Here is a 12338-nt window from a genome sequence, read left to right on the forward strand (position 1 = left end):
AAATAAGAATGCTTGAGAAAAAGTTCCAGGTTGAGAGTTAAGGACAACATTTGCAATCGAAATAGTATACGAAGGAGGGGTTATGTGAAGATGATAGAAACAGCTCTCAATATATTATTGATTGAAGACGACCGTGCTATTGCTAAAGTCATAGTCTTGGAATTAGAACATCAAGGACATCGAGTTGCGCTTGCCGCTGATGGTAGGACGGGACTAGATTTGGCCTTAACGCGGGAGTGGGATGTGATTCTTTTAGATCTTATGCTGCCTTTTCTCAATGGTTATGAAATTTGTAAACAAATCCGGACGCGTAAGGATATCCCGATTCTGCTCCTGACCGCCAAAGATGAAGTTCAGGATAAAGTCTTTGGCTTGGATCTTGGTGCGGATGATTATTTGACAAAACCTTTTGCTATGGATGAATTAATGGCTCGGATTCGCGCGGTATTACGGCGTAAAAACCCTCCAGTTAAAAATTCAGGACACTTAAAGTTCCGAGAACTTGAACTTAATACTCAAGCATATCAAGTCTATTTTGGAGGTGAGGAAGTAAGTTTAACGAAAAAGGAATTTGAATTATTGACGTTGTTTTTGGAGCATCCGAACCGTGTTCTATCGAGGGAGCATATTCTGGAAAATGTCTGGGGTTACGATTATTATGGGGAATCAAATGCTGTAGACGTTTACGTTCGTTTTTTACGCGGCAAGATTGATGATCGCTTTCAAGTGCATTATTTCCATACAGTGAGGGGAGTCGGCTATGTCTTGCGCGCCGAAGACTAAGCTAATTGGGAAATTCCGCTTCCCAAAGCTTAAATGGGGTTTAGCCTGGAAAATTACTCTTTGGTATATTCTGCTACTTCTTTTGACGGTGCTCATTCTTTCGGCTATCACGTATTGGGGTAATAGCCAAGACTTACATAAAGAAAAACAACAAGTCCTTGAGAGTACAGTCACTCGCGTCCTTGGCTCGCTGGATGATCAGATGGAAGGGCAGGGTATGGATATTCGTGATCCGGAGGCCTTGAAAGATAATGTACCCAAGGGTGTGACAATACAATTAGCTTCCTTGCAAGGGAAGGTAATACAAAAGGAAGGCAATGTAAGCGTTTTGCTTCCAATCGAACAACAGGCAGGCCCTGAAATCTGCAACTTTAATGGCAAGGATGTCTATTATATGGCCCGTCCGATCATGTCTGGTGGGAAACAAATTGGCACGCTTCAAGGCGCGGCAGATTTGGAAGACGTGGAGCTTGCCCAAACCGTGCTCTTACGCCAGTTACTATGGTTGGGTGGCTCAGCTTCGCTGTTGGCTTCTATCGGAGGATTAATTTTATCTCGGAAAGTACTTGCGCCTTTAGAAGAGTTGAATCGGGAAATTTCCCTGTTAACAGCCAATGATCTTAACCGACGTCTTCCCCTGCGGGGAAATGGGGATGAACTCGATCTAATAGGCCAAAATTTCAATCACATGTTGCAGAGGTTGGAAACTTCTTTTCAGCAGCAAAAGCAATTTGTGGCAAACGCTTCCCATGAACTTCGAACCCCGTTGATGGTTATTCGCGGGCATGCAGATATTTTGCAACGCTGGGGAGCTGAAGATCCTGCCATTGTGCGTGACTCAGCAACAGCTATGATTGAAGAAACAAAGATGATGACGAAATTAGTAGAAAATCTATTGACCTTGGCTCGGGAGGAGTTGCATTTAACCTTGGTTTCTCTTAATTTGAGCGAGCTCATTATTGAAAGCGCTAGGGATTTGCCCTTTCTGTGCTCGTTCGTGGTTAAATATGATCTACTTCCAGATATCGAGTTAAAGGGAGATGCTCTCTACCTTAAACAGCTCATTAGAATAATACTAGAAAATGCTGGAAAATATGTGCCGTCAGGCGGGATAATCCGGATATTTTTACAGAAAGTCGAGGATAAAGTAAGGATTATTATCGAGGATAATGGGCCTGGCTTTCCACCCGATGCTCTGGAGTTGATTTTTGACCGTTTCTACCGGGTTGATGAGGCTCGTTCGCGTAAAATACCGGGACATGGTCTTGGGCTGAGTATTGCAAAGAGAATTGTTCACGCTCATGGAGGAAGAATTTGGGCGGAAAACTTAGAACTGCATGGGGCCCGGTTTTGCGTGGAACTCCCATACAACAATGTTATCGAAGTTTAAGCTGTTTCTCATTTTACTATAATTTATAATAACTCTGAATATAAAAATTCCTTTTTGCATAATCCAAGCTCGGAAAGGAGCTCTTTATGTCTTCAGGTATATTGATTCACCACATCATTTAATATGGTATATGGGCTTTAACATCATACTTGGATTAACGTTGATCTAACCAGGCGAATTTCGCCTGGTTTTATTTATTTAGTTTAAATCATTCGTTCATCTTGCTTTAATCCAGTTGTGTTAAATTGAACTGGAAAGGAGATGATGCACCTGATTACATTATTTCTAAGCCAGAAACGGCTGGACAATGGGAAACATTATCGAGAAGCAAGGAGGTACATAAATGTCTAAAGTAATACCGTTGTTAATTCTTGTCTCTATGATTTCGTCCACAGCTTTACTCGGTGGTTGCGGAACAAACAGTTCTCCTTCCCCAAATACGCCCCCAAATATCACGTCTTCTTCAAATAAAACCAGTACAACGCAGCAGCCTCAAACGGTTGTTGGGACGGGATCAAGCCCAGAAAAACCTGTGGTACCGGAAAAAAATCCAACGGGCGATATACCGGATACTCAAGCGTTTGTAACCTATACTTCCTCATCAGATGGGTATGAACTTGTCGTGCCGGAAGGATGGGGACGCACGACCAAGGATCGTGATGTCCTATTTCAGGATAAATTAAATGGTGTGCAGGTTACCGTTACCCAACAATCTTCCCAACCAACTGTCGTAAGTGTGGGTAACAATCAGGTGGCGGAGTTAAAGAAAACAGGAAGGGCTATCACCATTAATAATGTGAAGCAAGTCAATTTGCCAGGCGGCTCGGCAATCTTGATTACCTATAACTCGAATTCAGCCCCCGATCCGGTAACGGGTAAGCAGGTGCGGTTGGAGAACAGTCATTATCTGTTTTATAAAAATGGAGAGCTGGCGGCTTTGACACTTTGGGCCCCACTGGGAGCTGATAACGTGGATCAGTGGAATCGGATGTCTGCCAGCTTTAAATGGAGGTAAATATGCGCGTCCTTGAAGCGTTTGATCTCTATCGTTTTTATCATACCGGAGATGAGGAAACCTTAGCCTTGCGCGGGGTGAATTTCTATGTGGATTCAGGAGAAATTGTGGCCGTAATGGGACCTTCAGGAAGTGGAAAATCGACCTTATTGGCCTGTCTGGCCGGGTTGGATGAACCGGACGGCGGATATGTGGAGTTGTTGAGCAAACGTTTTACGAGAAGACCAGAAGCGGAACGTGCAGCAATTCGTGCCCAAGAGATAGGAATCGTACTTCAGTCAGGAAATTTATTCAATCACCTGTCTGTGGAAGATAATATTTATTTGCAAATGCAATTCGGACATAAAGTAGATGAACAACGTCTGACAATGCTGCTGAATTTAGTCGGTTTATATGAACGTCGGCAGGCTCGTCCTACCCGGATTTCAGGCGGGGAAACAGCTCGAGCTGCACTTGCGGTGGCTCTTGCTAACGACCCCAAAGTACTCATGGCTGATGAACCGACCGGAGAAGTTGATGCAGAGACAGAAAAAATGATTCTGGACCTGTTCGAAAGTTATCGAAAAAGTGGTGGTGCTGCCATCATAGCAACCCACAGTGAAGCCCTAGCAGCTCACGCTGATCGTATTCTCAGAGTGGTTGACGGGAGGATTGTTAAGTATGCCTGAGCTACTCGCTGAAGCGCAAAACGTCGGCAAGATTTATACACGTGGAGAAGTACAGGAGATTGCGTTGGTGTCTGCAACCTGTTCAGTAAAACCGGGGGATCGAATCGCCTTGGTCGGTCCCTCTGGCAGCGGTAAGTCCACCTTGCTGCATCTTATGGGAGGATTGGATCAACCCACCTCGGGTACTATTTCCTGGCCAGGACTGGGGACTTGCGAAACCCTTCGTCCCCAGAAAATCTGTTTCATTTTTCAGATGCAGAGTTTACTGCCGCCCCTGACAGTGGTCGAAAATGTTGAACTGCCACTGCTTCTGGGGCATGTAGAAGTAACCAAAGCCCGAAAGACTGCTTTGGAAACTCTGAACAGGATGAGACTAAATAACATTGCCAATAAGCTGCCCGAGGAGCTTTCCGGTGGTCAGGCCCAGCGAGTGGCGGTGGCTCGGGCTTTAGCCTGTCGGCCACAGCTCATTCTTGCAGACGAACCAACAGGTCAGCTGGATCATCCTACGGCTCAACATTTGTTCGATGTGCTGCTTGACTCGCTGGAAGGATTTGATACAGCGTTGGTCGTAGCGACTCATGATCAGGCCATCGCCGAGCGGATGAAGACAACTTGGCAGATGCATCATGGTGTCATGGAGGTAGCAGGATGTTAATAACATGGCTAAAGGGGATTTTAACTTATCGCATAGGACGCTTGATAGGAGCCATCACTGGTGTGGCGCTCACCGTCACTTTACTGGCATGTCTGGGAGCCTTTATTGCTTCGGCCGGTGCTTCGATGACCAAAAGTGCTATCCAAGAGGTTCCCGTGGACTGGCAAATTCAACTTTCCCATCTTTCAGATGCCAATACTGTTAAAGAGGCGATCAGTAAGGTAACACCCTACACTGCTTTAGAACAAGTAGGATATGCTGATATCAAAGGGTTGATTGCCAATACTGGTGGGTCAGTTCAAACAACGGGACCAGGGAAAGTACTGGGTATTAGTACAAACTATTTGGCAAAGTTTCCCTTAGAATTTCGGCAACTCGTTGGGGCGGGACAGGGTGTGCTTGTTGCTCAGCAAACAGCAGCGAACCTGCATGTCAAGCCGGGTGATCGGGTGACAATTGAAAGGGTCGGGTTACCCCCTTGTGAAGTAACGGTGGACGGCGTTGTGGATCTTACCAACGCAGACTCTCTCTTTCAAGCCATTGGGTTACCACCCGGAGCAGCACCACAGGCTCCCCCGGATAATGTACTGTTGCTCCCCGAAGCCCAGTGGCAACAGATTTTTGGCCCCCAAGCCGTGGTGCGGCCTGATTCTATGCACACCCAATTTCATGTCCGAATCGGACATGATTTACCAACTGATCCCACTGCCGCCCATCAATTTGTACAACAGTTGGCGAACAATCTGGAGGCACGGATTGCCGGCCGAGGGATAGTTGGAGATATTCTGGCAACTCGTTTAGGAAGTGTTCAAGCTGATGCCTCTTATGGCAAAGTACTCTTTTTGTTTTTAGGTTTGCCGGGTGCCATTCTGGCTGTCCTGCTTACCCTGGCAATTGCGGCGTCAGGAACTAATCGGCGACGCAAGGAACAAGCCTTGCTGCGGATTAGAGGAGCCTCTGTGCGGACAATATTAGGATTGGAGGCTATCGAGGCTCTGATTGTGGCTATAGGAGGTGTAGTGATCGGGAATGCCTTGTCTCTTGGGATTGAACGGACGTTCTTACCGGGAAATGAGCTAATAGGCAGAAGTGCAATGTTTTGGACAATGAGTGCGTCCCTAATTGGCTTCATGTTAGCCATCACTGCTATTGTGTATCCTGCTTGGGTACAGACACACCATTCCTCAGTGGCCTCTGCACAAGCGACAGTGGGCCGTGGGAGCAAAGCTCTTTGGCAGCGAGTCTATCTGGATATTATTTTGCTGGTTATCTCTGGTGTTGAGTTTTGGCGAACGGCCAGTACTGGTTATCAGGTCGTTCTGGCACCGGAAGGAATAACTACAACTTCAGTGCATTATGAAGCGTTTATCGCTCCGTTGTGTCTTTGGATCGGTGCAGTTTTGTTTTCTACTCGCTTCCTGGAAGGGTGGCTGGTCAGAGGACGCAAACTGCTAGCTGGGATGCTCAACCCTATCGCCCGTGACCTTTCCGGAGTAGTGTCTGCCTCATTATCCCGTCAGAGAATATTGATTGCCCACGGTATCATCCTAGTAGCGTTAGCGGTATCGTTTGCAGTATCTACGGCTGTTTTTAATACCACGTATAATGCCCAGTCTCATGTGGATGCTGAATTGACGAATGGTTCTGATGTAACCGTCGCTGGCTTGACAACGTCCGCACCGAGCACCAAATTAAACGAATTAAAAGCCTTACCCGGAGTTGCCGCCATACAGTCCATGCAGCATCGTCTGGTCTATGTGGGTAACGACTTACAGGATATGTATGGTATTGATCCGAAAGCTATCGGTAAAGTGACCAATATTGCTAACGCCTACTTTGTCGGAGGAAACGCTCAGGGGACTTTATCAGAGTTAGCCAAACAACCGGACGGTGTTTTGGTCTCGGAAGAGACGGTGAAGGATTACCAACTTAACCTTGGTGACATAATTAATCTTCGCCTCCAGAATGTTAAGGATCATCAGTATCATGTGGTACCGTTTCATTTTATTGGAATTGTCCGAGAATTTCCTACCGCACCGAAAGATTCTTTTTTGGTAGCGAATAAAAACTATATTGCTCAACAAACCGGATCAGACGCGGCAGAAATTGTGTTGATGCGGGCGACCGGTAATCCTTCGGCGCTTGCTTCGCGGGTACGAACAGAGGTTAGTTCGTTGGCGGGCACAAACGTAACTGATATTAATTCTACCCAACGAGCCATCAGCTCTGGTTTGACGGCAGTGGATCTGCACGGGCTTACTCGTTTGGAATTGGGATTTGCTATCTTGTTAGCCGCCGCATCGACAGGTCTAATCCTAGCTCTTGGTCTGGCTGAACGTCGGCGTACTTTGGCTATCCTTGCTGCTCTGGGAGCTAAGAAGAGACAGCTTGGGGCATTTATTTGGAGTGAAGGTCTGGTTATTTTAACGGGAGGCAGTATTTTAGGCGTCGTATTGGGCTTTGGGGTGGCCCAAATGTTGGTCAAGGTGTTAACAGGAGTCTTTGATCCACCACCTGAAATTCTTTCTATACCTTGGGGCTACCTTATATTATTGACGGCAGCAGCAATGACTTCTACGGTAGTTGCAATTATCGGCATTAATCATATATTTCACCGGCCAGCAGTCGAGGAAATGCGTAACCTGTGAAATTCATAAAAGCAAAAACCTACAGCTAGAGATCAATAAGTTTAGCTGTAGGTTTTTGTTTTACTTCTCAAGCGGGATCTCATCTATTCACGTCTTAGTCAAATAGATGACAATACTCAAAATTATAGCGAGGAATACCGTACTGGTTCTTGCCGTACCTAAATTAATTCCGTCCTGATTGCCAGGCTGTGACAGGTAGTCACCGAGTGAAGCCCCGAGAGGACGGGTCAAGATATAGGCGATCCAGAAGGATAGCACAGAATTTAGCTTTAACATATAATGGGCGATGGTCACCATTCCAATTAGAGCAGCAAATAAGAGCGCTGACTTCCAGTAACCTAAACTGAGGTACTCTGCTATGAGGTCACCGGCTGCTGTACCCAGGGCAAATGTAAAGAGGATTGCCAACCAGTAGAATGCTTCACGCTTGGCCGTGAAAATGGAATGAATAGACAGCGTTTTTTCCCTCATATACCAAGCCGCAAAGGTCACCAACAACGCGAATGTGAAGATAATGGAGGTTGTCATCAGAGAAACCCCAAAATTGTCTGTTAGGTTGTCGGTGATCAGCGTGCCGACAACACTAATCAAGACTACGGTAAGCCAATAGATCTTTGGATCGTACTTCTTTGACCTGAACTGAAAGAACAGGGTGATGAGCAAGAGACCACTCATGACAAAGGTCGTGACAGTCAGACCTAAGTTCAGATTTATGTTGAGGAAGTCTGCAGCAGTCTCGCCTACGGTTGTTGCCACGATCTTTATGATCCAGAACATGAGCGTTATCTTTTGAGTAGTTTTCTATTTTTTTGTCCGTGATAATCTTTAGAACTAGATTTTTAAAATACTGACTCAAGAGTACAGATTTATACTTCTTTTTTATCAAATAAGTAATATCCGGCGGTAAAGAAAATAATACCGTAAGATAAAATGAGTAAAAGTAAGTTCAGTTCTCTTAAATCTTAATTCTTTTTCAAAGAAAGCTGAAATTAGATCTGTCGTGACAGCAGTTTAAAGTAGTATAGCCATAGTATACTAACTCTTGGACATTAGTAATTTTCTTTTTTTGTTTATCCAGTAACCCAATAACATCAAAATTAGAATGCCTACGAATAAATCTAGCCGATGGAATAATGGTTTAAGAGTATTCCAATTCTCACCTAGTTTCTGGCCAACAATAATAAGCATTAGGCACCAGGGTAGAGCTCCAGCGACAGTGTAAATAGCCATTTTGACAGCATTCATTCGTGCTATTCCAGCTGGAAGAGAGATAAACGTTCGTACTACAGGTAATAGTCTACCAATAAACACGGTTAATTCGCCGCGGCGTTCGAACAATCTTTCGGCGTTGGATAATTCTCGATCGTGTATAAAAATATAGCGTCCAAATCTCTTTATGAACGGGCGACCTCCCCATAGTCCGATATAATAAGCAACAAGTGCCCCAAATAGGTTACCTAAAGTGGCCGCTATGGTTGCTTGCCAGAGAGTAAAACGACCTAGAAAGACCATGTAGCCGGTGAAAGGAAGAATGATCTCACTGGGTAAAGGAATACAGGCACTTTCAATGGCCATGGCCAGAAAAACTCCTAGATAACCAAAAAGAGAAATAACACTGATGACAAATTGAGCAAGGTTGGATAAAATTGTTTCCACTTCGATTCTCCTAAGTTAAATTTTCTACGATTTATTTTTAATGTTCTTATTATCCCCTCCATAACGAAAGGATTTTGTCCAAAGTCTGTGATACGTTGAAACAAGTGTCGAACAACAAGTTTTTGGTCCTCTCCACATCTGTGTGGTAAATTTAGTTTGTTCATTAGTAATGATAAATTATCAACCTTTAGTTTTTCTTAGAATTATCCTTTGGATTTAAATTTTATCACATTGCATAGCCATTAAGTATTTGTGAATCTATAGAGCCTTAGGTGGAAAACTTGTCATAAATTTATGAGAGACCCGTATGGCGATTTTTGATCGCAGCAAGGATCATAAATTCTATGAATTGTTAGATTCTGCTGCTCAAGAGGAAGTATTCCAGTTGTACAGTTTACGGTAAGGTTTTATTTCCCTGACATTTGGTCTCTTAGAAGTTGAATCTAATAACTTTGTTTAACAAAGAATAGCTACTGATAGTAGAGCTATTAGGATAGAAAAACTACAGAAAATTATGATACCAATCCAGGATGCTTGAACCCAAATAATTGCGTTAATAGAAGTACCTACTCCAGCACCAATATAATAAAAAAAAGTGTATAAAGATGTTGCTGTTCCTCGATTTTTTACAGTCCAATCCCCAATTAAAGATGTAGCTGTTGATTGTACTGAAAATAGACCTAAAATTGTTAATGTGATACCAATAAGAATAAAGGTTAAGGACGCTGATGTTGTTATCCATAGCCCCATAAGCATCAGGGTAAGAGCAAAACCGAGAACGAAACGACGTCCAATAGAATCGGATAAACGACCGGCTCGTGGAGCAATCAGAGCCCCCAGTAAATAAAGTACATAGATGAGACTTATCTGAGAGTTATTTAAGTTGTAGGGTGCTTGACTCAGTCTAAATGGCAGATAAGTCAACACACTTATAAAACTGGCATGCATTGTAGCTCCTACTAGATAAGCTCCAGCCAGATGGCGATTATGAAGGTGCTCCAAAAAAGATTCAAGAGTTCTTTTAGAGTTTTCCTTCGAACTTACATTACCGACAACTGAAGATATGTTTCCAGTTTGATTTATTTCATTGGGTAGTACTCTGTCAATGAGAATCCAAGCTATTAATGTGGCTAAAGCGGCACTTAAGAAACCAGCTTTCCAGTCTAGGAACTGACTTAACGTACCTACTTCAATTCTCCCTAGAGGTCCAGCTATTGCTGACGCTGCTGCAAAAATTCCCATTCCTGCACCACGTTCCGTTGGGAGAAAAATATCGTTGACATACGAAATAACTGTTGTCATGTATCCAGGCAATAAAAGCCCTTGTAATGCGCGTAAAAAGAGTAGAACGTAGAAATTTGGTGCTATTGTTAATAATAAAGTTGGAATGATTAACCCTACAGTACTCCAACGCATAACTGTCCATCGTCCATATCGGTCTGAGACGCATCCATATAGGAGAGAAAACAATGCAATTAAAATTAAGGGTAAAGATATAATTAAGCTAACTGTTTGAGGAGTTTGATGATAAACTCGAGTCAAAGAGGGAAGGATTGGCTGTGGGCTATAGATATTAGCAAAGACAAATAGGGTTGAAAAAAAGAGAGCTAATTTTTGTTTGCCAGTTAATCCAATTAGGTCGGCTCTATTTGAATTTATTAATTCCAAGAAAAACTCCTCCAAGAACATATCTGTTTTAAAGTTAATATGTCCATTAACTTAGTCTAGTATATTAAAGAAAGATTAAAATCTTGGCTATAATCTTTATTTTGTGGAAATACAGGAATTTATTGTTTGTAATATTTTTTGATCTCTCTATTCAGTTAACTTGGTTATTCAAGGAATCCAAAGGGAGGAAATTGTGGAAAACTTGTAGAATGGCGAAAGTGTTTTGATGATTTTAATAGTAAAACGTTCGAAAATGAAAAGAGCGAACCGCCATATGAAATAAAAATCGTTAATAGTATTAAACAAAAGTACTGGGAATAATGATTCTTAAGCTTATTTTGATCTAAGTTAATGCCTAGGTCCTTTTATTTTATTGTGAGTATAGTTGTTATTAGTTTACTTAAATTTAACAACATATTTACAGAAAATAAATTGTAACACTTGTCACATTTAATTATAATGCATGTAACTGGTATTGCATTACAGCATCTATTTCACCTCAGAAACTCGTATTCTACTTGGCTCAGGGTTAACACCTTACGGAAAGTGAACATTGTAAGACTTAAAGTAAAAGATCGTGAACATCTTGTAAGAACTGAAATCCAAGGTGCGGCAAATATTGCTTTTAGAGCCGTGGGAGCCAAAGTCCCAGAGAGAGTACAAACACTATAACTATTATGCAATCCCAAGAAAAGGGAATTGTGGTGGTACGCGCATTTTTAAAGTTTCGGAGCCCTTGTACTGCAAGGGTTTCAACTTTTTAACTGTCAAGCGCCAGTCTAATTAGTAAGTATAATATTCTCTACATTTTTTGTCATTATGATGTAAGTAGTATTGTTATTCCTGTAAATCGCTGGTTCTTTTTTAATATATTCTTAAGGTTAATTAAAGGTTTGTATAGTATCCTCATTATAGAATGATTGAGGATAGGAGCATTCATGACTATATTGCTCAAAGGAATGTTTATAAACTTCGACGCCGATTGAATAAATGTTACGATTATTACTAAGAAATAAATGTGAGTTAGGGGTGTTTACAGTTTGCAGATTCTATCAGAACAAACTTAAAATAAAGTGACTAAGGCTTTGCTGGCTCCAGTAGGACCGTTTCAGATTCTTTTAGATGCTCCAAGCCCGACGCATGGTTATTGTTTACAAGAAGCTTATAATGTTTTGGAACACGATGGTAAAGAAGAGGTGGTAGCCTATTTTCGACCCTATGATGAGTTGCTTAAGAGAGGGTTGTTTTGGGCAGATCAGGGCTGGAAAAATGTCTGCCACTATTTCTTTGACAGCGAAAAACGGGGGGGATTGCGTTGGCCCGGAGCTGATGCAGAATGTCAATATTATTTCAATAAAGCTATTACCACGTGCCAACAAAATCTATCTAAAGGCATGTTCTATCTAGGTGCAGCTTTACACCTCGTACAAGATATGTGTGTACCTCACCATGCTTTAGGGGTTATTTCAATCATTTGCTTTAGTTCCAGGATTTTCTCGTTCTGGGGCCAGCATTACTGCTGGTTTTTGGATGGGTCTTAAACACGAAGAGGCTGCTCGTTTTTCCATGCTATTGGCTACCCCGATTATTGCCGGGGCCAGTATCCTGGAGATTCCTAAACTAATAAAGCATGGGTCACATGGATTGTTTCTTACATCTCTTACTGGTGGTTTATTTGCAGGAATATTTGCCTACATAGCTGTTTTTATTTTGATGCGTTGGTTTAAAAAGAAGGAAATTAGCGCCATGAAGCCGTTTGCTTATTATTGCTGGATTGTTGGTGGGTTAATTTTGCTGACTCGCTTCATTTAATACAGTCATATGAATTTTGTACATAAGACTCATTCGACAC

General features: G+C 42.6%; 11 protein-coding genes. 8 read left to right on the forward strand and 3 right to left on the reverse strand.

The annotated features are described in order from the left end of the window. Positions 1–90: 90 nt before the first annotated feature. The 6 genes from VZF35_RS17810 (at position 91) to VZF35_RS17835 (ending at position 7162) form a co-directional block, all read left to right on the forward strand. Positions 91–783 carry a response regulator transcription factor gene (locus tag VZF35_RS17810; RefSeq protein WP_407314690.1) on the forward strand — a complete coding sequence of 231 codons (693 nt, stop codon included), beginning with the start codon at positions 91–93 and terminating at the stop codon, positions 781–783. Continuing rightward, positions 761–2173, forward strand: coding sequence for a sensor histidine kinase (locus VZF35_RS17815; protein ID WP_407307046.1), 1413 nt, complete (start codon positions 761–763; stop codon positions 2171–2173). The genes VZF35_RS17810 and VZF35_RS17815 overlap by 23 nt, the downstream gene beginning before the upstream one ends. 343 nt (positions 2174–2516) lie before the next feature. Next, complete coding sequence (locus VZF35_RS17820; protein ID WP_407307048.1) at positions 2517–3188, forward strand: PsbP-related protein; 672 nt, start codon at positions 2517–2519, stop codon at positions 3186–3188. Then, complete coding sequence (locus VZF35_RS17825) at positions 3179–3856, forward strand: ABC transporter ATP-binding protein (protein WP_407307050.1); 678 nt, start codon at positions 3179–3181, stop codon at positions 3854–3856. Before VZF35_RS17820 ends, VZF35_RS17825 begins: the two co-directional genes overlap by 10 nt. Further along, complete coding sequence (locus VZF35_RS17830) at positions 3849–4514, forward strand: ABC transporter ATP-binding protein (protein WP_407307052.1); 666 nt, start codon at positions 3849–3851, stop codon at positions 4512–4514. Before VZF35_RS17825 ends, VZF35_RS17830 begins: the two co-directional genes overlap by 8 nt. Then, positions 4508–7162 (forward strand): FtsX-like permease family protein, encoded by a 2655-nt coding sequence (locus VZF35_RS17835; RefSeq protein WP_407307054.1) that lies wholly within the window; start codon positions 4508–4510, stop codon positions 7160–7162. Before VZF35_RS17830 ends, VZF35_RS17835 begins: the two co-directional genes overlap by 7 nt. Positions 7163–7249: 87 nt before the next feature. Here the strand turns inward: VZF35_RS17835 and VZF35_RS17840 are convergent, their stop codons facing one another. The 3 genes from VZF35_RS17840 to VZF35_RS17850 form a co-directional block, all read right to left on the reverse strand. Beyond that, positions 7250–7939 carry a hypothetical protein gene (locus VZF35_RS17840; protein ID WP_407307056.1) on the reverse strand — a complete coding sequence of 230 codons (690 nt, stop codon included), beginning with the start codon at positions 7937–7939 and terminating at the stop codon, positions 7250–7252. Positions 7940–8197: 258 nt separating this feature from the next. Further along, on the reverse strand, positions 8198–8818 hold the full coding sequence (locus VZF35_RS17845; RefSeq protein ID WP_407307058.1) for a DedA family protein: 621 nt from the start codon (positions 8816–8818) through the stop codon (positions 8198–8200). 456 nt (positions 8819–9274) lie between these two features. After that, positions 9275–10486: an MFS transporter gene (locus tag VZF35_RS17850; protein WP_407307060.1), complete on the reverse strand. Its 1212-nt coding sequence runs from the start codon at positions 10484–10486 to the stop codon at positions 9275–9277. 1073 nt (positions 10487–11559) lie between these two features. On the opposite strand from VZF35_RS17850, the gene VZF35_RS17855 reads away from it, so the two are divergent. Beyond that, a complete protein-coding gene (locus tag VZF35_RS17855; protein WP_407307062.1) occupies positions 11560–12027 on the forward strand; it encodes a zinc dependent phospholipase C family protein in 468 nt (155 codons plus the stop codon). Continuing rightward, the gene (locus tag VZF35_RS17860; protein ID WP_407314692.1) at positions 11999–12298 is read left to right on the forward strand and encodes an undecaprenyl-diphosphate phosphatase; all 300 of its coding nucleotides are present in this window, start codon (positions 11999–12001) and stop codon (positions 12296–12298) included. Before VZF35_RS17855 ends, VZF35_RS17860 begins: the two co-directional genes overlap by 29 nt. The last annotated feature ends 40 nt before the right edge of the window (positions 12299–12338 follow it).

The sequence above is a fragment of the Desulfosporosinus paludis genome, from assembly GCF_045689965.1.
In the GTDB taxonomy this organism is placed as follows: domain Bacteria; phylum Bacillota; class Desulfitobacteriia; order Desulfitobacteriales; family Desulfitobacteriaceae; genus Desulfosporosinus; species Desulfosporosinus paludis.

Coding starts and splice junctions, on each gene's coding strand:
- VZF35_RS17815 (WP_407307046.1), top strand. CDS start 761: ATGTCTTGCGCGCCGAAGACTAAGCTAATTGGGAAATTCCGCTTCCCA.
- VZF35_RS17835 (WP_407307054.1), top strand. CDS start 4,508: ATGTTAATAACATGGCTAAAGGGGATTTTAACTTATCGCATAGGACGC.
- VZF35_RS17825 (WP_407307050.1), top strand. CDS start 3,179: ATGGAGGTAAATATGCGCGTCCTTGAAGCGTTTGATCTCTATCGTTTT.
- VZF35_RS17840 (WP_407307056.1), bottom strand. CDS start 7,939: ATGTTCTGGATCATAAAGATCGTGGCAACAACCGTAGGCGAGACTGCT.
- VZF35_RS17810 (WP_407314690.1), top strand. CDS start 91: ATGATAGAAACAGCTCTCAATATATTATTGATTGAAGACGACCGTGCT.
- VZF35_RS17820 (WP_407307048.1), top strand. CDS start 2,517: ATGTCTAAAGTAATACCGTTGTTAATTCTTGTCTCTATGATTTCGTCC.
- VZF35_RS17830 (WP_407307052.1), top strand. CDS start 3,849: ATGCCTGAGCTACTCGCTGAAGCGCAAAACGTCGGCAAGATTTATACA.